The organism is Chloroflexota bacterium (assembly GCA_026710945.1).
Taxonomy (GTDB): domain Bacteria; phylum Chloroflexota; class UBA11872; order VXOZ01; family VXOZ01; genus VXOZ01.
Window position 1 is genome coordinate 20,310 of record JAPOQA010000039.1, and the last position, 19,470, is coordinate 39,779.

Consider the following 19,470-nt stretch of genomic DNA (forward strand, 5'->3'; position numbering starts at 1 on the left):
TGCGCAGGTAGTGCTAGACTCCGCCATGAGCGTTCAGCCCGTGGTTGACCGACAGCTTTTCGCCTGCGTACAATGAGGCGTGAAGGGAACGGACTATGGCAGTGTTCGATACCCACCGGGCGTTTCAGGCGCCTACGGCGGCGGGTTTCACGGAGCGCCAAGCGCAGGCGCTGATAGACGTTGGCAGCGAGGGCTACGGTGCGTTGGCGACCAAGGCCGACGTTGCTGACGTGGCGACCAAAGTTGAACTACGAGAACTAGAGTTGCGTTTGCGGCTGTTCGTGGGCGCGTACGTAGCGATTGCGTCCGCGCTAGTGGTGGCGATCCTGGGCTTCCTACTAGCGATGTTCACAGGCCAATTCGCTTAGAGCGGCCCACGAGGCGCGGTCCTCTCTAGTCCTCTTCATCAAGTGTCTGGGAGTTCCTTCGGGGTGTGGCGCAGCCTGGTAGCGCGCATGGTTTGGGTCCATGAGGCCCCCGGTTCAAATCCGGGCACCCCGACCTTCGTCATCTATAATCGATATTCCAATTTACTTCCCGCACGCGAGTGCCGTGGGGACTCTGCTCTTCCGCATGATTATTGGCGCCTGTCAACTCACCTTTCAGCTCTACGCGAGCGACTCCCTCAAGGAGAAACGCCGTGTCGTACGGTCCATTGTCGACCGCACTCGGGCGCGCTTTAACGTGGCCGTTGCCGAAGTCGCGGATCAGGACGTTTGGGGATCGTGTGTAATCGGCATAACCTGCGTGAGCACCGATACGCGCCATGCGAACTCTATAATTGACAAAGTGACGAATCACATATTGGGCTTGGCGCTGGAGATGGACATCATCGACCGCGAAATCGAGTTCATACCCTTTTCCTAGAGGCGACTGCAGAGTGTCGTCTAATCCGGACTCTATCGTCATACTAAATCGGCTTGGCGGGAGCACGGGACTTGAGGGACTAAAGACTGCCCCTTGCACGGACATGGCCGTGCACTCTAGGAAGAATGGATGGATTCCCGAGTACGTGGGATCGACTGAAATGGCTACAGCACTTCGCAGGGCGTGTCGCAACGCCATTTAACGCGATGCCGACTTTGACCGGTTTGCGGTCGACACATTTTAGAGCAGGAGAAAATTGCTTCGCGCTGTCTCATCATTGCGGACGTTCACGCAAACCTGGAGTCGCTCAACGCCGTGATTGCGGCGGCGATGCCGTTCGATCGGATTTGGTGTTTGGGCGACCTGGTCGGCTATGGCCCGAACCCAAATGAGTGCGTCGAAATTGTCCGCAGCTTTGACCACGCGGTCGTGGCCGGAAATCACGATTGGGTGGCCAGTTGCAAACAGTCCGCTGCGGGCTTCAACCCTCAAGCTGCGATAGCGGCGCGATGGACGGCAACTCAGCTAAGCGCGGGTGCGCGGCAATTCCTGTTGGACTTGCCCGAGTCTGCGATGGAGGGAGACTTCCTCCTCGTCCACGGCAGTCCCCGCGCACCTACCGTAGAGTATCTCTTTCGCGCGGAAGAGGCCCAGAGGAGTTTCCCACACTTTACTGCAACCTACTGCTTGGTGGGCCATACCCATGTGCCGTGCGCCTTCATTGCGGCCGGCCAATCTTCGTCGCCTGATGTCATCAGAATAGAGTTGAAGCATGACGAACCGCTGCCCCTAGACGGCTGGACGCGGATGATCGTAAATCCGGGAAGCGTCGGTCAACCCCGTGACTACAATCCCCACGCCGCATTCATGGTCTATGATTCCATCAGACGCGAATTGCAGATGCAGCGCGTGCCCTATGACGTGGCAGTAACCCAGCAGAAAATGCGCATCGCCAACTTGCCGGTGCCATTGATAGAGCGACTGGAGTTTGGGATATAAGGGAATTGAGCGGCGGGTCTAATTCTTGCGGAGCACCTTGCCGGGCAATGTGCCGGTGTGCTCACCGTTGTCCACCACCACAACGCCGTTTACCATCACCAGGTCTATGCCGCTCGGGTACTGGTGCGGGTCGCCAAATGTAGCATTCTCAGTCACGGAATCAGGATCGAAGAGCACGAGGTCCGCATCCAGGCCGCTGTGAACAAATCCCCTGTCCGCGAGTCCCAACTTCTCCGCCGGCGCGCCCGACATCTTGCGGACAGCTTGTTCCAGCGTAAGCACGTTGCGCTCGCGCACATAGACTTGGAGAACCCGCGGAAAGGTGCCGTAATTGCGGGGGTGCGGCACGCCCTGACTGAGGGGGCCATACGGGGCGAGGCTCGAGCCATCCGAGCCAACCATGCCGAGGGGATGGGCGAGCATATATTCCACGTCGTCTTCGCTCATCGAGAATGCCAACATAGAGGCTTTGTTCCGGCTCTCCATGATGAGATGGAACGCGGCGTCCAGCGGATGTAGCTTGAGGCTCTGTCCAATGGCGGCGAAGTCCTGCCCCTCGTATTGCTTGAAGGCCTCAGTATCAATCCAAACCAGGTAGAAGCTATCCCATTCGCGACCATCCGCGTCGGCCTCTGCGCGTAACTGGGCATAGGTGTTCGGATCGTTGAGGCGGGCCAGCATTGCTCCGGTGCCGCCTTCTTTCGCCCAATTGGGCACTACCTGGTCCAACCCGCCGCTACCGGCTGTGTAGGGATAGACGTCGTAGTTGACGTTTACGTTGCGGTCTTGGGCGCGCTCGCTCTGCAGGGTTGCATCGCGCACTTTGCCCCAGTTGTTCCTGCCGGTAGCTTTGTGGTGGGCGATTTCTACAGACACATCGGCGCGTTCGCCAATCTCGATGGCTTCCGCTACGGCGCGCAGCAACGTATCGCCTTCGCCGCGAATGTGGCTGAAATACAATGCGCCATATTCATGCGCGACGTTGGCGAGGCTCACGAGCTCTTCCGTGTCTGAATACGAGCTGGGTGGGTAGATGAGGCCGCTGGACATGCCGAAGGCGCCGTCGTCCAGCGATTCGCGCAGAAGCTGCTGCTGTTGCGCGATCTCTCCAGGCTCGGCAGGACGGCGATCCATACCCATTGCCGCCATGCGCAGAGGCGTGTGACCGACGAGGGGCACGACGTTCAGGGCGACACTGTTCTTCTCAATGGTGTCCAGGTATTCGCCAAAGCGCAGCCAGTCCCAGCCAAGCTCAGCGCTGCCCTTGGCGAGAAACGTGCTGGTTTCACGAATCTCATCTCTGGTATCAGGGGTGAGCGGCGCCGGGCCCAACCCACAATTGCCAATGACCTCAGTCGTCACGCCCTGTCTCACCTTGCTCTCCGCGCGGGGATTGACGAGCAAGGGCAGATCCGAATGGGTGTGGATGTCAATGAAACCCGGGGCTAGAACCTTCCCTGCTCCACAGACTTTCCGTTGGGCTTCTACGTGCGCCAGCGCACCGATTGCCGCTATTTTGCCGTCCTGGACGGCCACATCCGCCACGAAGCCGCGTCCGCCGCTGCCGTCAACGACCGTGCAACCTTCAAAGACTACGTCGTACATGCCATTCTCCTCTGTGAACATCGCAACATGCGAATTGCCAATCAGGATTCCCCGACAGTTGGGCGGAATTCGAAGTCACCGCAGGAATTAGAATGAATCGTCTTCTTCTTTAATCGGGTCCCAGGGGTCAAGGTTTAGCCGTTTTGGGATGTACACTTCCTCGATCACAAAGGTCCCGGCAGCGAGGTCGTGCCACGTGCGGCGGTTGGGCTCCTTAAACATCCAAAAGCACCCTGCGCAGAGCGCCGCGATTGACGCGATCATGGCGAGCGCGCGTGTGGCTGCCTGCCGCCAATTCATCGATTCACCGGTGATGGTGACGGCGCGGACGCCCACCAGGCGCATGCCGGCAGTGCCGCTATACTCGGCAGGCACTTGAATGAAGTAGATAAACGGCGCTAACACGATAATGAGGATCGCCAGACCGAAGGGGACGATGATTGCCGCGTCGGGATAGACGGTATCCTCGGTAACTTCACCAACGGACACACCGAGAATGAGAACGCCCGTGATCACGGCTGTCACTGCCAGCATAGCTGCGGCAGCTAGACCGAAGGTGAAGAATAGCATATCCCACAGCGCCGCCTTGATTCGCTTTTCTACCGGCGCTAAGGGCAGGCCGGCAATCTTCTTGCCGGTGACAGTCTCTCCGAGTGGTGTTGACACAGGCGCTGCCTTTCACATGCAAGGGGACTTATTGCGGGTCTGCAAACCAGTGGTTAAAGGCAAAGAGCGCGGGCGTGCCGCCGGTGTGCAGAAAGATGACCGGCCGCGACGGATCGAGCGCCCCGGCCCGGATATGGTCGATGAGACCGGCCATGGCCTTGGCAGTATATACGGGATCCAAGATGATGCCCTCCGTACCGGCTACCAGCTCAAGAGCCTCTCGAGACTCCTCTGTGGGCAAGGCATAGCCCGGGCCAATGTGCTCTTCTTGATTCTCGATGTCGGCTGCAGAAACATGCAGTTCGAGCTTGAGGCGCTGGGCGGCTTCGTTTGCCAGGTTTGCTACGACCTCTGCTGGTATGAGATCCGTGCGAATGGGGCTAATGCCCACGATCCGCCAATCGAGGCCAAGGGCTTGCGCCGCCAGCACCAGACCTCCTTGTGTGGCAGTGGCAGAGGAAAGATAGATTGAGACTCGCAGTAAGCCAAGCTCTTCCAATTGATCCTTCAGCTCAAGCGCGCAATCGACATACGAGACTGATCCCAAACTGGCAATACCGCGCCAGAGGTCTACGACGATTGGTTTTCGGCCCGCCTGGCGCTCTTCAAGAGCCGCCTGCTCGCAGAGCGCAATGAGGTCGGGAAGTTGCCTCACCTGCACAAGGCGTACGTCCGCTCCTGTCAGGTGATCGAGCAGGAGGTTGCCCTGAGGCGCGTTTGGCTCTTCGCCATTCAGGTAGAGGATGCAACGCAGGCCAAGCTTGGCGCAGGCCGCGGCAGTCTGGCGGCAGAAATTCGATTGAATCGAAGCACCTGTGATGATGGTGTCTGCTCCCTGCTGCAGCGCCTCACCCAAGATGAACTCAAGATGGCGGGTCTTGTTGCCGCCAAGAGCGAGCCCGGTGAGGTCGTCGCGCTTGAAGAAGATTGGCGGCCCGCCAAGGCTGTCAGAGAGGCGCGCGGCTTCTTCCAAGGGCGTGGGGAGCACCCCCAAATGCACACGGGGCAGTTGGTCGATTGCTTGGCGCAGGTCGGCTTCGGTGAATGAAGTGCGTTGCATAGCTCCTAGAGTTTCCACAATCTAGCGTAAGGTGTGTTCTGTCCCAATGATACGTCGTTGGCTGAATTTTTGCTATCGCGGCTTGTAGTGACAAAACCGCACCCTGTCTTGGGACGCCTCGCGTTCAACGCGCAATTAGAGGAGCGAAACACCGGTATTCACCTGTCAGACCGGACGTAGGAGTTAGCTTAACGTACGGTCAGCCGGGACACGCCAGTTAGTGAATGTCTTGCTTGCGTAGTTTCTCGGTTAGCAATGCTGGTTTACGCTAGGCAGCAGCCACGTCTTGAATAGAGGACCTCATTCGTCCCGGTGTTACCGGTGATGGGTAAGTTGACAAGGTAGGTGGCCCATTGAATACTGGAGATGGCGTTGTGACCCCCGCCCGCCTATGTCATTCTGTGGTTTCTGCTGCACACATGAGCTGATGCAATTGATGATTGAGTGGCTATGACTCGTAACTTCGAAAGCGAAATGCTGCTCGAAGGTGTTACCCTCTCGCGGTCTGCCAATGTAGTACGTGTTGCCAGCAGGACACCCCTGCGAGTGCTGGGTTGCGCAAGCATTGGGGACGACCTTGCGCTCACGCGAAATATTGTGGCTATGTCAGCGCTCGAGGCGCCGGAATTGCCGGAGTCCAGTCAGCAGTTGCACAATTGGGCAATTCAGGCGGAAATTCACGAGCCGTATGTAGGAGTTGTTACGTCGGGGTGCGTGGATAACTATGTGCAGATTTCAGAGGCGGCGCCAAAGTGGAGCATTACGGTGTTGCTCTTTGCGGATCTCTCGTCGCCGTGTTCTGCCGGCAATGCATCGCCAAGCAATCAGGATGCCGGGGGCGGAATTGACATAATTATTCTCACTGACGCAAGCCTTTCCATGGGCGCTATGGTAAGCGCGACAATCACGGCTACCGAAGCGAAAGTGCGGGCGCTAGTGGACAATCGCATTACGACGGAAGCGGGAAATATCGCGACGGGTACCCCGGCTGATAGTGTCATTATTGCCTGTTTGAGCAAAGGCGAGCGGATACAACGGGCCGGGCCCACAACGGAGATTGGCTACCTCGTCGGCAAGGTTGTGCACGAGGGACTCACCCGTGTTCTGCAATTTGAGGACACTCAGTGAGCTTTTGCGTAAGCGATAGATTGGAAACGCATGCGCCAAGAATTTACACCGGCCCAGCATAAGGCGGATGAAAGCAGCGTGGAGACGTCAGTCGATTCTCGCCGCATTGAGCGCGCGGTACAGGAAATCTTGCTGGCAATAGGTGAGGATCCGGAACGTGAGGGACTGCGTGAGACCCCCCGACGTATAGCACAGGCCTACGCGTTCTTGTTCTCGGGACTCTCTCGAGATCCGGCTGCCGCCATAGACGCAAGTTTCCACGAAGACTACGAAGGGATGGTGGTGCTGAAGGACATTCAATTCTTCTCAATGTGCGAGCACCACCTGCTTCCCTTTTGGGGAATGGCCCACGTGGGGTACCTGCCCAGCGGCCAAATCGTGGGAGCGAGCAAGCTCGCGCGCGTAATTGAAGCGCTGGCAAAGCGGCCGCAACTTCAGGAACGACTCACCGATGACGCTGCGGCGACGATTGCCAAGGTGATCAAGCCCCGGGGCGTGGCAGTTGTCGTCGAGGCAGAACACATGTGCATTGCAATGCGTGGCATCCAAAAGCCTGGATCGCGCATGATTACCAGTGCAATGCGCGGCCTCTTTCTTTCAGACCCGCGCACACGCAACGAGTTCATGGCCATTGCTACGGGTCAGCGCTAGAGTCCAATGGATTACGGGGAGTCGCTCCAATACCTCTACTCCTTTGTCGACTGGGAGCGCGGCATTGGGTATGGCGTTAATGCTCCACCTCGCTTTACCCTCGACCGCATCGGCGCGCTGCTGCGCCTCCTGAACAATCCGCAGGAACGCTTTCCCAGCATTCACATCGCCGGCAGCAAGGGGAAAGGGTCTACGGCAGCGATCATTGAGTCCGTGTTGCGCGCTGCCGGCCTTCGCACAGGCCTCTATACGCAGCCGCATTTGCACACGTTTCGCGAGCGTGTGCGCATCAACAACAAGCCTGTATCTTCCCAGGAGTTCACGCGGCTGGTTGAACGCATCGTCCCAGCAGTGGATGCGCTAAAGTCGGACCGGCCCGATCTTGGCGATCCGACGACGTACGAATTGGCAACCGCCCTGGGATTCCTTTGCTTTGCCGAAGCGGCGGTAGACATGGCCGTGGTCGAAGTCGGTCTGGGCGGGAGACTAGACGCAACCAATGTCATTACGCCGCACGTCTCCGTGATCACATCGATCAGCTTGGAACACACCGCAATTCTTGGCGACACGCTTGATGCCATCGCCCGCGAGAAAGCGGGAATTGTTAAGGACAACGGCGTGCTGGTGCACGCGCCGAATCCAGCCAATGTGACAGAGGTGTTCCGGCAAACCTGCCTCGAGCGGCGTGCCAGGATCATAGCGGCAGAAGAGAGCCGATGTGAGCCCATCACCCCTCGAGGTACTCCTGACTATTCGGCTCGTGCTTGTTCCAACATTCACCCTCATAACGAGTACGGGGCAGGCTCTGAGCCTGTCGAGGGGTCGTCCATTCATGGTTCGACAGGCTCACCACGAACGGACTATTCGGAAGATTCTGGTCAGTCTGCCTTCCCCACTGCTAACGAAGCGAAACCCGGTTGGGAATTTCCTGTACAGACGTGCAAGATTAGGGTGCTGGAAGAGGAGTGTGTAGTGCGCTTTCCGCTGCGCGGTCGACACCAGCGGACCAATCTCAGTGTTGCTCTTGCCGTAGTAGATGAGCTTGCAGCCCAGGGACTGCCACTTTCGTCCGCGTCAGTGCGCGCGGGAATTGAGAGCGTGCAGTGGCTGGGACGATTTGAACACTTGTCCGCTAGGCCTCTTGTCATTGCCGACGGCGCGCACACTCCCGATGCCATGAAGCATTTGCGCCAGACCCTGGCGGAGCACTATCCTGGGCGTAGGATTCACTGTGTCTTAGGGACGACCCAAGACAAGAGTGTCAAGCAACTGCTGGACGTCCTAGTGCCGGCAATTGAGAGGCTCATCGTGTGCCGATCGCGGCATCCCCGCGCCCAGGAGCCTCGTGTTATCGCGGCGGCAGCCGCAGGCAAGGTACCGATTACGCAGGCGGAAAGCGTAGAACAGGCTATCTCGATGGGGTTGGATAGCATGTGCTCCGAAGATGTCCTCTGTGCGACGGGTTCGTTGTTTGTGGCCGCGGAGGCGCGAGAAGCTTTTGGCCTTGCCGAGTTCGTCGACCCGCCGCTCGATCGACGTCGAAAACTGTAAATTGATAGAAAGTTTGGTCTGCAATTGCGATGGTAAGACTCCTCCTCGTCCGCCATTGTCAGTCGACGTGGAATAGCCAGGGACGCATCCAAGGCCAACAAGACCCCCCGCTTTCGGCGGAGGGCGCAATCCAGGCGAAAGCACTGGGAGAACGTCTGCGGAATGAGACTCTGGACGGCATCTATTGCAGCGATCTTGCGCGCGGCTATGAGACTGCGCAGGCGATCGCTTCCCCACACGACCTCACGTGCGTGAGAGATTGCGATTTGCGCGAGCGTAGCTATGGGGTCTGGGAAGGCCAACCGCTGGCCGATCTCATGGCGAATACCGCAGACTGGCAGCAACATCAGCACGATCCGGACTGGGCTCCGGATGGGGCCGAGAATGGCCCCGCTCTCTACCAGCGGACCCAAGCGGCTCTACGCCGCATTGTCCATCGGCATGAAGGACAGACGGTCGTGGTCGTGATGCACGGAGGCGGTCTAAGGATGTATTTCTGCCATCTCTTCGGCCTCTCTCTCGACCACTACTGGCAAGTCTCCGTCGCGCATGCCAGCCTTTCGATAGTTGACTGGCAAGAGACATTGCCTACTTTGATCCTGTGGAATGACTCCCATCACGTCACCAGAATCCCAGCCGCAAGCACCATTTACTAGGGAGCGCTGCTATGCCGCGCCAGCGACGAAGTCGGCTGCGCCACTGGGATGAATGCGCCGCCGCTGCCTTGTTCACCGACCTCTATGCCCTCACCATGGTTCAGGCATATTTTATCGAGGACATGAAACAGACGGCGGTTTTTGATTTCTTCATGCGTCGTCTGCCTGACCGGTGGAACTACGTCATCGCGTGCGGCGTCGCCGATGTTCTCCAGATGCTAGAGGATCTTTCCTTTTCTGCTGAGGAGCTTGACTACCTAAGAGACTTGGGAGAATTCTCTCCAGAGTTTCTCGAGTACTTGGCGGACTTTCAATTCACCGGTGACGTGTACGCCTTGCCCGAAGGAACTGTGGCCTTTCCTCTGGCGCCGCTAGTGGAGGTTGTTGCGCCGCTCCCAGAGGCGCAGCTAGTGGAGACGCTTCTCATCAATCAGGTTCATTTTCAAACTCTCATGGCATCGAAAGCGGCGCGCATCGTGCAAGCGGCGCGAGGAGCTACCGTCGTTGATTTTGGGACGCGCCGGGCGCACGGCATGGACTCGGCGATTAAGGGCGCACGCGCCTTCCACGTGGCGGGTGTGGCGGCAACTTCCAACGTGCTTGCCGGCAAGATCTATGGCATTCCGGTCAGAGGCACCATGGCGCACAGTTACATTCAAGCGCACGATGACGAGTTTGAAGCCTTCAGATCATTTGTATCCCTCTACCCAGATACAATTCTGCTGGTAGACACCTACGACACGTTGGCGGGTGTGAGGAAAGTCGTCAGACTTGCTCATGAAATGGGAAGTGAGTTTCAGGTGCGCGCGATCCGCCTGGATTCCGGCGATCTGGCCACGTTGTCGCATGCCTCTCGGCAAATCCTGGATGAGGCTGGTCTTCACCGCGTGGAGATCTTTGCCAGCAACAACCTCGATGAGTATGCGATTTCGGGCCTAGTGAGCCAGGATGCCCCGATCGACGGCTTTGGCGTGGGCACCCGCATGAGCGTCTCCAGCGATGCGCCCACGATCGACTGTGCCTACAAGCTCGTTTCATATGGAGGCCGCGGCCGCATGAAGCTCTCCGCCGGCAAGTCTTCGCTCCCCGGCCGCAAGCAGGTCTATCGATTCCAAGAGGGCGGTACAATGGTGCGAGACGTCATTGCATTGGCTGACGAGAATGTGAGCGAAGGCACGCCGCTGCTCGTTCCCGTGATGCGAGGGGGTAAACGCCTGCGAGCAGGCTGTAGCAACCTGGCTGCGGCGCGGAAGAGAGCGCAGCAGCAACGGCAAGCGCTGCCGCCGCGATTGCACGCTCTTGAGAAAGTAGACCCGCCGTTTCCGGTCGAAGTGAGTGCGGCGCTGGCGGCCGAGCGAGAACGGCTGCGCGCGGAGCTTGCACAGCCGCGGGAGTGACTTCGCGCCCGACGCAAAATATTCGCCTATCTCCGGCTTCCATGATTCCCGCGGCGCAGGTTGTTGACCCACGCTACCCATGAGGACGCAGGCTGCAAACCTACGCTACCCTTTAGGACGCAGGTTACAAACGCGCCCTAAACCAGTCGAAGGGCTTGAGCTACCGGGGATGGCTGTGCACGGGCGCATAAACCACTTGCATGCGGACAGCCAGGGAGCGCGACGCTGCTATTGGTGCAGAAGTCACGGATGCTCAACCGCCATACCCTTACGGAGTTCTTCCCGCTTGCGGTGTAAGAATTGGACCATGTCATTGTAGCTGACGGCTTCTAGATGCTCCTCTTCACCGTTCGCCACCACCACGTAGCCTAATCGCTCTACCTCCATATACTCCAGGGCCTCTTCGAGCGGTGTTGCCGGGGCCAAGAATGCCTGCGGCGAACTTTCAACCAATACGTCTTGTGCTTGCGTGTGGGACCAATGAATGCTTGGTACCCGCCGAATCTCTTTCGCCGTGATGATGCCGAGGAGCGATCGCCGGCGCATGACGGCAAGGACGCTCGGTGCAGAGTCCTCGGCGAGAAGATGGTCGTAAATCAAATTCTGCAGCGGCGTTTCGGGTGCGACAAAGGCAACCTTGCTTTTGGGCACGTCAGCCAAGGTCACTCCGGCAGTCAGGTCTCGATCGAGAGCGTTCTGCTGGGCCATTTCCGCCGCGCTGTGTACGAACCAGCCAAGCAGGATGAGCAGTCCGCCTTGCACCCATTCGGCGTGAACCGCGACAGTATACAGAGCGAACCCAATGAGGGCGAAGCCAAGCAAGTGTCCCATGAGCGCCGCGATCTTCGTGGCAAGCTTGAAACTCCCGGTAACGTACCAAATGGCGGCGCGCAAGGCTCTCCCGCCATCCAGCGGCAATGCGGGTATAAGATTGAAGAGGGTGAAGAAGAGATTTGCCAGGCTCAGGTAGAAGACCACCCTGCTGCCGAGTGCCCAGTGGGGCTGCATGAGACGCTGCAAGACAAAGAGTGTGAAGAATAGCGCGAGGCTGCAAGCGGGACCGGCGCTGGCTATGAGCAATTCGTGCATGGGCTTCCGCGCTTCGCGCGCAATTGTGGAAACGCCGCCGAAGACAAAGAGCGTAATGCCTCGCACCGGAATGCCAAGATGCCGCGCCACCAGCGCATGGCATAGCTCGTGGGCTACGACCGAACTAAAGAACAGGGCGCTGGCTGTGGATCCTATGAGCCAATAGACGGGCGCTGACATTCCCGGACGATCGAATGGGAATATAGCGAGAGAAAGGGTTGCCGTTACCAGACCGGCCGCAATCAGCCAGGTAAAGTGGATTGCCACGGGAATTCCGAAGAGATGCCCCAGCCGCACAGATCCGGCCATACTTCGTCCTATGCGATTCCTTGCCTATTGCTGTGTCTCTTACAGTACCGCAGTTCGCTTGCTCCGCCAAGAATACAACCCAGCCCGATGCCACAACGTAGGAGGGAAATGCGGCATTTCGAGCGCACAACGCCTACAGTCCAATCCGCAAAGCGGTATCGCGGCTGGCTATCGAATGGTCTGTGGTACAATGCGTGAAACCGCAGAGCATCTCGCTTCGCGGGTTTATTGCACCCAGGGTGCGCCGCTCATTGCCAATATTCCAGAGTGTCTCCTGCGGGAATTGGATAGATTGTTGTGGGTGCCTCAGTAGTCGGCCAGCGCCCGCGCAGTTGCCAAGCATGCGTGAGTGAGGCGGTGAGAACTCACGTGAGATGCAGCTAGTCACGACAGCGTGTGCCATGAAGCCTCGGCACGGCAACGCCTCTGTTGTGCCCGCAGCATGACAGTCCCCGAGCACGATTTACAACCGCTCTCGTCTATTCGCCGCCTAAGAGCCCTCGTCAGGGAGACGAACACTTATGTCCTCGACCGCAGAAGTTACCGAATCGGTTGAAGAAAAGGCTGCCCTCTTCTTTCATCAGTTGACTGCGTATTTTGCGGAACTCGATGCGACGCGCAGCCGCATCCGCATGATGGAGCTCCTGGCAGACCTCTTTACGAAAACCCGCCCGGACGAGATGGATAGAGTGATCTATCTGTTGCAGGGACGCGTTGCGCCGCTCTATGCTCCCATCGAATTCGGCGTTGGCGAGCAGCTAACTGCTGAGGCTGTGGCAGAAGGTACCGGAGCGACCCTTGAAGACGTTCATCAGCGGTTCAGCGAGATTGGCGACTATGGCTTGGTGGCGGAAGAGCGGATCGAACGGGAGCAGGGCTCGCTCACCGTTGTGCAAGTATTCGAACGCCTGACCGACATTGCTCTGACGGAAGGCGAAGGTTCCGTCGCAAAGAGAGTGTCGCTCCTGGCTGATTTGTTGCGGCAGGTGGGGAAACAAGAGGTGCGCTATCTCTTGCGCATCCCCCTCGGACGCCTGCGGCTGGGTGTCGGGGATCCTACGGTCATGGACGCCCTCTCGTATGCCCGCACAGGATCCAAAGACCATCGCGCGTCCATTGAGCGCGCCTATAGCATCTGCTCCGACTTGGCTACGGTTGCCAAAGATTACTGGCGTGCCGGCGTAGACGGACTGCAGGATATCAACATCGTGGTCGGCACTCCCGTTATTCCAGCGGCGTCCGAACGGGTGAAGTCTATGGAAGACCTAGTCGTCCGCCTCGGCCGTTGCGCTGTGGAACCGAAATTCGATGGCATCCGGTGTCAGGTGCACTTCGACGGCGAAAACGTCACCATGTACTCGCGCCACTTGGAAAACTTCAGCGGCATGTTTCCGGATGTGGTTGCGGCCGTACGCGAGCAGGCAGCCGGCCACACGTTCATTGCCGATTCTGAAGCCTTGGCGTATGACGTGGAGACCGGCGCCTTTCTTCCTTTCCAAATGACAACGCAACGGCGGCGCAAGCACAATGTGGATGAGATGGCGGAAAAACTTCCACTTCGTGTTGTGCTCTTCGATCTTCTCTACCTCGACGGCGCCGACTTGACCCGACAACCGTATACCGAACGGCGTGAGAAGATGCTGGGCTTCCTGCAGGAAGGTCAGGTCTTGCAGGTTACGGAGAATATCGAAACGGATAGCGTCGCCGCAATCGAGGCGTTCTTTGCCGATAAAGTCGAACACGGCCTCGAGGGAGTCATGGCCAAGAAGCTGGATTCAGTCTACCAAGCCGGCCGCCGCAGCTTCGATTGGATCAAGATGAAACGGTCGTACCAAGGCGAGTTATCCGATACGGTGGACTGCGTCGTTCTAGGGTATTGGTATGGTAAAGGCGCGCGCTCGAAACTCGGCATCGGGGCTTTGCTCCTGGGTGTGTACGACAAGGATCGCGATCTGTTTGTGACGATTTCACGTCTCGGCACCGGTTTCTCAGAGGAGGAATGGGTGCAGATGCGCGAATTGCTGGACAAAGAGACGTCGGAAGAGAAGCCGGCACGGGTGGAAGCCGAGATTGAGCCTGACGTTTGGAGCAATCCCGGTTATGTGGTGGAGATTCAGGCTGATGAGATTACGCGCAGCCCCACCCACACGTGCGGCAAGCAGAATGGCGACGACTTAGGCTATGCGCTGCGCTTCCCACGAGTTGTGGGGTTCGTGCGCGAAGACCGCGGCCCGGAGGACGCGACATCAGTGCAGGAGGTTGCAGCACTCTACTCGGTGCAGATCGCAAAAGCGAAGAAGTGAGCAGTTCCCGCGATCTAGTGAATGCTTATGATGCCTGACGACAATTTGCGGAACTCGCCGCGCTCAATAGCGGCAAGCCTACATGAATGACCGGCTACCCGCTGGTGTGTGCAACTTGCAAGTGCCGGAAGGGCATCGCGCTCGCAGCGCCCAACTGCCACAGGTGAAGCTACGTCGTTACCCACACTTCCCGATGAGGCAGAAATCTGTGCCGAAGCAAGCACTCGGTATCGTCTTTGCAAGGAGGGAGCCCTGTGAAAGCGGAAGCGAACATAGAGACCCAGCTTGCCGCAGCGTACGAAGACCTGGAGAGGGCCAAACAGAAGCTCGTCGAGCTTCGTCGCCAATTGCCCACGGAGCCCGTCGAGGACTACGAACTCACAGGTCCGGACGGTGGGGTGAAGCTGTCGGCCATGTTTGGCGATAGGTCTGATCTAATCCTTATTCACAATATGGGATCGGGGTGTCCCTACTGCACGATGTGGGCCGATGAGTTTAATGGGGTGCTCCATCATCTGGAAAGCCGCGCGGCGTTTGTCGTCGTGTCACCCGATCCGCCTGAGACCCAACAGTGTCTCGCCACACGACGGGGTTGGCGGTTTCGGATGTATTCGGCCGGCGGCACGACGTTCATTGAAGACATGGGATACGGATCGGAGGAGGAGCACTTCGGCTCGCACGCCATGCCCGGGGTTTCCGTCTTCCATAAAAGCGCCGGCGGAACCATCACGCGCGTTGCTCGGGATTTCTTCGGCCCCGGAGACCTCTATTGCGGGGTCTGGCACCTATTCGATCTCCTGCGAGAGGGTCCTGGCGATTGGGAACCCCAGTTCGACTATTAGCACCACGTGCGCAACGCACCAATTGCGAAATCGCAAGAGGTGAGATTGCGCGCTCAAATGGAGCAGGCTACTTTAGCGGTAATCCGATCTCCTCAGCGAGCCATGCGCCGGCCAGGATGTGCTCGATGGCTTCTGCCAGGGAGTCCAAAGACCTATCGAAGATTTCCTCAAAGCGCTGACGCGTGGCGTCGTCTGGAGCTTCGCCGAGTTCACGGTAGTAACAGCCGGCGTAGAAGCACTGGTACGGGAAGTAGGGACACTCCGGCCGCGGCGTGAACCCCATGAGGCGCAGGGCGTCGACTTCACGGAAGCGCCGCCGCAAGGTGCGGGCTTGAGGGAGCAGCCGTACGTGCAGCACGTAGAGCTGCTGCTCGCCAGTGTCGAGCAGGCTGAGCACGCTTTCGATGCGTCCTCTGCTGGCGCGCTTTAGCTCTTGGTCGGATTGTCCCACGTGTCCTTCTGCTGTAGAGCTCATGTAAACACCAGTTTCGTCTTCTTGTCTTTGTTGACGTGGCTTGTTAGCAGCACTTCTCATCGGAACTACCACTCGACGCCTCGCAGCCATCATAGCAATTCTGAATCGCTTGTGCCGAACGCGATCAATGCCGTCGACGCATTATGCGCTCTACGTGGTGCATCTTGTGCAGGCAAACGACCCTAGCTCGTCTCAGATGAACGCAGTAGCCGCAGGCCATTTCCTGCCACTACGATCGTTGCGCCCACGTCTGCCAGGATCGCCATCCAAAGGTACGTCAGACCGAAGAGCGTGAGTACCAAGACGAGTAGCTTGATGCCCAGGGAGAACGTGATATTCTGCTTTATCACCGTCATGGTCTTCCGGCTTAGCTGCAGGGCGGAGGGGATCTTACTTAGATCATCTGCCATTAGCACCACGTCCGCAGTCTCCAAGGCCACGTCAGTGCCGGCTCCCCCCAATGTAATGCCGGCGGTGGCGCTGGCAAGCGCGGGCGCGTCATTTACGCCGTCGCCTACCATGAGCACATTGCCGTGGGACTCTACGAGGTCTCGGATTACGACTACCTTTTGCCAGGGGAGCAATTCAGCGGAAACGTCTCGCACGGGCAGTTGCTTGGCGATTGCCGTTGCCGTCGGTTCACTATCGCCTGTAAGCATGACCAATTGCGAAATACCCATAGCGTCAATTGCGCGCAAGGTGGGCTCGGCTTCGGGACGGAGCGTATCCATGGTAGCAATGAGGCCTGCTACTTTCGTGTCTTCCGCTACGAGCAGCGCGGTCTTTCCCTCGTCTTGAAGTTCCGAAATCGAAACTTCAAAGGGAGTAATGTCATAGCCGAGTGACCTGAGATAGTCGGGGCTGCCGCAGACGCATACGGTGCCGTCGACCCGCGCGCGTACGCCCCGGCCGGCCACGGCTTCAAAGTCGAGTACCTCCTCTGTATGGACGTGACCGCTTTCCTCTGCAGTAGCGTCGTGTCCCGCCCGGCGCAGAATAGCCGCGGCGAGTTGATGCTCGGAGCGGTGCTCCAACCGGTCGGCAATCTGGATAACTTCGTCTTCGCTATGACCCGCCGCCGGAATGACGTCCGTGACTTCAGGCTGCCCGCGAGTGAGCGTACCCGTCTTGTCGAAGGCCACAACCTTGGCCTGACCGAGCGCTTCCAGAACGGCGCCGCTCTTCACCAAGACTCCGGAGCGGGCAGAGCGGGCAATGGCGGCCACAATTGAGATGGGCGTGGAGATGACGAGCGCGCACGGGCAGCCGACCAAGAGCAGAACAAGACCGCGATACACCCACTCCTGCAACGGTTGATCGAACGCCAGCCAAGGCACAACGGCAACCAGGAAGGCTAACACAACAATGCCCGGCGTATAATAGGCGGCAAAGCGGTCGATGAACTGTGCCGTGGGCGCTTTCTCCTGCTGTGCCGCTTCCACGAGACGCACGATACGCGCAATGGCATTGTCTTTCGCCGGACGCGTTGCGGAAATTTCCACGTACCCTTGTTGGTTGATGGTACCCGCAAAAACGGTGTCGCCGGTTGACTTACTTATCGGAGCGCTCTCTCCCGTAATCGCCGATTGATCGATGGTAGTCCTACCGGCGACTACCTCACCGTCGACGGGAACCCGTTCCCCGGGTCGTACCGCAACGATCGTGCCCACTGCGACACTCTCGACGGGCACCGTTGATTCGCGTCCGTCAACTCTTATGCGAGCCTGCTCCGGAGATAGTTCCATCAGGGCGTTGATGGCATTGTGGGCCCGATCAAGCGTGAATTCCTCCAGCATTTCGCTGAATGAGAAGAGAAACACCACGGCTGCCGCTTCCCACCATTGCCCCAGGAGAGCCGCGCCAATGACGGCAACGACCACGAGAGCATCTATTGAAAGTCGCCGGTGCGCGGTGAGCGCTTCCCACGCTCCGCGCACGATTGGCACGCCGCCAACCACTATGGCGGCAAGATAAAGAGCCGTCTGAGCCATTGCGGGAGCAGCAATGAGACTGGATGTGATGCCGGCGACGAGTAAAGCGCCGGAAGCAAGGGTGAGGCGAGTGCCGGTCTCTGCCAGCAGCCCAGCGGAAGTATGGTCGTGGTCATGGTCATGAGTCATGACGCTCCCCTCTTGACGCCAGGGAGTCCGGTGTTGAGTCTGATGGCGCGTGGGTGAGATGTTCGCGGGTAACGCTTAGCAGACTGCGAATATGGTCGTCAGCCAGGCTGTACCACATGACTTTCCCCTCCCGGCGCCTTGTTACGAGATGCAGATTGCGCAGAGTACGCAAGTGCTGCGAGGTCGCAGCTACAGAGAGGTTCGTTAGTGCGGCAAGATCGCATACGCAAAGTTCGGCACTCAGCAGGCAATGCAGCAGCCTTACTCTGCTTGGCTCGCCGAGCGCGCGGAAGTAGGTGGCTAGCTCCTCGTACTGGTCGTCGCGCAAGGCCGTTGCAAGGACCTTCGCAGCCTGGTCGGGATGAAGTGTTTCGTCCAGACACGCATCGAGGGCGTTGAGCTGAGCCATACTCACCTCCGTCATTTAGTCATTTGCGTATATACTTAAATAATATAGTACGTGTCTTTGCCGTTGTAAAGCGCCTCGAATGGCAGGAATAGCTTCTAGTCGCGCACCGCCGCCGCAATGGTGTTGCTAAGCACTTGGAACGCGTGCTGGACTCTCTCGTGGAGCTGGTTGCAGAAGAAGACTGCTGTGAGTTCTTTGCTTGGATCGCACCACGCAAAGGTGCCGGTGGAGCCGGTGTGACCGAACGAGCCTGGCGAAAGTAGGTCGCCAAAGTACATGGGATTCGCGCGGCGGTAAAGCCGGAAGCCCAGCCCCCAGCCTTCTTGCAGCTTTGTGGCGGCGGAAATGCCGGGCATGGCATCGGTCTGCTCGCTTAGCATGGCGGCAGCCATGGCGGGGCTAAGGATGCGGACGCCGTTCAGTGAACCCCCGTTGCGATACATATCCAAGAAGCGGCCAATGTCGCTGACCGTTGAAAAGAGTCCGCCCCACGGCGCGCCGAACTCGCGCCAGTAAAGGCTATTGTGATCATAGTCAGAGCCGCCGAGATGCGACGGCTGCGTGGCTTCCACGATGCGCGGTTCTTGCGCTGGGTTCCAGCCGAGTGATGTGTCTTCCATGCCGAGTGGTTGGAATACTTCGGCGGCCAACACCTCTCGGAGCGGCTTCCCGCGCACACGCTGCACGATCTCCGCGGCCAATGCTGTGCCCGCGCTCTGGTAGGAAATGTCCGTGCCCGGCGCGAAGAGCAGGGGCACCCGGCAAATGTGGTCAATGAAGGTGGAGAAGGGCGCATGCTGGCGCCGCAGCAGCACGTTGTTTGGCACCATGTCCGGTAGCCCGGACGTATGCGTGCAAATGTGTCGTATCTGTACCGCATTGCGGTCCGGCGCACTTGCCGAGGACCGTCCGCCAAATTCCGGAATGTAGCGAGAAACCGGATCGCTGAGACTGACCGAGCCTTCATCTACCAGCCGCAGCAGGGCCGTGTAGGTTACCGGTTTGGAGATGGAAGCAATGATGAAGATGCTGTCTGGCTGCGCAGACGGGCCGCCCGGTTCCACCGTAATCCGGCCAAACGAGCGATGCCCGACTGTCTTGCCGTGCCGGGCCACGTGCAGAACTGCCGCGGGCATGTACCCACTTTCCGTCCAGCCCGCAATGAGCGCGTAGGCGCGCTCAAGCTGTGTCGCATCCAAGCCAACGGTTGCAGGATCGGTCAAGTTCTCACCGGACATTGCTCACGAACCTTTCTATACAAGGCACAATCGCGCATTTCGGTTTGCCAAAGTTAGCAGATTAGATTGAACCAAGCTCGAGTCTTGTCGACTTCAACCTGCTAA

General features: G+C 58.5%; 18 protein-coding genes and 1 tRNA gene. 11 read left to right on the top strand and 8 right to left on the bottom strand.

All coding sequences use genetic code 11. The annotated features are described in order from the left end of the window. Positions 1-95: 95 nt before the first annotated feature. The 4 genes from OXE05_07615 to OXE05_07630 all read left to right on the top strand — a co-directional run bounded on the left by OXE05_07615 (position 96) and on the right by OXE05_07630 (position 1,866). Positions 96-368, top strand: a complete 273-nt coding sequence (locus tag OXE05_07615; GenBank protein ID MCY4437186.1) for a hypothetical protein — start codon at positions 96-98, stop codon at positions 366-368. A gap of 59 nt (positions 369-427) precedes the next feature. Then, positions 428-501, top strand: a tRNA-Pro gene (locus OXE05_07620). Continuing rightward, positions 469-867 (top strand): DUF503 domain-containing protein, encoded by a 399-nt coding sequence (locus tag OXE05_07625; GenBank protein ID MCY4437187.1) that lies wholly within the window; start codon positions 469-471, stop codon positions 865-867. Before OXE05_07620 ends, OXE05_07625 begins: the two co-directional genes overlap by 33 nt. Before the next feature lie 276 nt (positions 868-1,143). Continuing rightward, positions 1,144-1,866 carry a metallophosphoesterase family protein gene (locus OXE05_07630; GenBank protein ID MCY4437188.1) on the top strand — a complete coding sequence of 241 codons (723 nt, stop codon included), beginning with the start codon at positions 1,144-1,146 and terminating at the stop codon, positions 1,864-1,866. Positions 1,867-1,884: 18 nt separating this feature from the next. Here the strand turns inward: OXE05_07630 and OXE05_07635 are convergent, their stop codons facing one another. The 3 genes from OXE05_07635 to OXE05_07645 form a co-directional block, all read right to left on the bottom strand. After that, positions 1,885-3,471: a D-aminoacylase gene (locus OXE05_07635; GenBank protein MCY4437189.1), complete on the bottom strand. Its 1,587-nt coding sequence runs from the start codon at positions 3,469-3,471 to the stop codon at positions 1,885-1,887. A gap of 87 nt (positions 3,472-3,558) precedes the next feature. Continuing rightward, positions 3,559-4,137: an RDD family protein gene (locus OXE05_07640; GenBank protein ID MCY4437190.1), complete on the bottom strand. Its 579-nt coding sequence runs from the start codon at positions 4,135-4,137 to the stop codon at positions 3,559-3,561. Between the two features lie 28 nt (positions 4,138-4,165). Beyond that, a complete protein-coding gene (locus tag OXE05_07645; GenBank protein ID MCY4437191.1) occupies positions 4,166-5,197 on the bottom strand; it encodes a D-cysteine desulfhydrase family protein in 1,032 nt (343 codons plus the stop codon). Between the two features lie 450 nt (positions 5,198-5,647). Between OXE05_07645 and OXE05_07650 the strand changes: the two genes are divergently transcribed. Genes OXE05_07650 through OXE05_07670 form a run of 5 tightly spaced genes read left to right on the top strand, consistent with a single transcriptional unit; the run spans position 5,648 to position 10,580 of the window. Next, entirely contained in the window at positions 5,648-6,325 is a 678-nt protein-coding gene (locus OXE05_07650) for an adenosylcobinamide amidohydrolase (protein ID MCY4437192.1), read from the top strand. Positions 6,326-6,355: 30 nt separating this feature from the next. Next, complete coding sequence (gene folE / locus OXE05_07655; GenBank protein ID MCY4437193.1) at positions 6,356-6,976, top strand: GTP cyclohydrolase I FolE; 621 nt, start codon at positions 6,356-6,358, stop codon at positions 6,974-6,976. 6 nt (positions 6,977-6,982) lie between these two features. Further along, complete coding sequence (locus OXE05_07660) at positions 6,983-8,527, top strand: bifunctional folylpolyglutamate synthase/dihydrofolate synthase (GenBank protein MCY4437194.1); 1,545 nt, start codon at positions 6,983-6,985, stop codon at positions 8,525-8,527. A 29-nt stretch (positions 8,528-8,556) separates the two neighbouring features. Continuing rightward, positions 8,557-9,183 (top strand): histidine phosphatase family protein, encoded by a 627-nt coding sequence (locus tag OXE05_07665; protein ID MCY4437195.1) that lies wholly within the window; start codon positions 8,557-8,559, stop codon positions 9,181-9,183. Between the two features lie 11 nt (positions 9,184-9,194). Then, positions 9,195-10,580, top strand: a complete 1,386-nt coding sequence (locus tag OXE05_07670) for a nicotinate phosphoribosyltransferase (protein MCY4437196.1) — start codon at positions 9,195-9,197, stop codon at positions 10,578-10,580. 243 nt (positions 10,581-10,823) lie between these two features. Here OXE05_07670 and OXE05_07675 read toward each other — a convergent pair whose 3' ends face one another. Next, a complete protein-coding gene (locus OXE05_07675; GenBank protein MCY4437197.1) occupies positions 10,824-11,978 on the bottom strand; it encodes a site-2 protease family protein in 1,155 nt (384 codons plus the stop codon). Between the two features lie 521 nt (positions 11,979-12,499). Between OXE05_07675 and OXE05_07680 the strand changes: the two genes are divergently transcribed. Continuing rightward, positions 12,500-14,281: an ATP-dependent DNA ligase gene (locus OXE05_07680; protein MCY4437198.1), complete on the top strand. Its 1,782-nt coding sequence runs from the start codon at positions 12,500-12,502 to the stop codon at positions 14,279-14,281. A 254-nt stretch (positions 14,282-14,535) separates the two neighbouring features. Beyond that, entirely contained in the window at positions 14,536-15,123 is a 588-nt protein-coding gene (locus OXE05_07685; protein ID MCY4437199.1) for a DUF899 family protein, read from the top strand. A 67-nt stretch (positions 15,124-15,190) separates the two neighbouring features. On the opposite strand, the gene OXE05_07690 is transcribed toward OXE05_07685, so the two are convergent. The 4 genes from OXE05_07690 to OXE05_07705 form a co-directional block, all read right to left on the bottom strand. Further along, entirely contained in the window at positions 15,191-15,598 is a 408-nt protein-coding gene (locus OXE05_07690) for a hypothetical protein (protein MCY4437200.1), read from the bottom strand. A gap of 182 nt (positions 15,599-15,780) precedes the next feature. Next, entirely contained in the window at positions 15,781-17,718 is a 1,938-nt protein-coding gene (locus OXE05_07695) for a heavy metal translocating P-type ATPase (protein ID MCY4437201.1), read from the bottom strand. After that, positions 17,708-18,127 (bottom strand): metalloregulator ArsR/SmtB family transcription factor, encoded by a 420-nt coding sequence (locus OXE05_07700; GenBank protein MCY4437202.1) that lies wholly within the window; start codon positions 18,125-18,127, stop codon positions 17,708-17,710. Before OXE05_07700 ends, OXE05_07695 begins: the two co-directional genes overlap by 11 nt. A 95-nt stretch (positions 18,128-18,222) precedes the next feature. Next, positions 18,223-19,365 (bottom strand): serine hydrolase, encoded by a 1,143-nt coding sequence (locus OXE05_07705; protein MCY4437203.1) that lies wholly within the window; start codon positions 19,363-19,365, stop codon positions 18,223-18,225. Between the last annotated feature and the right edge of the window lie 105 nt (positions 19,366-19,470).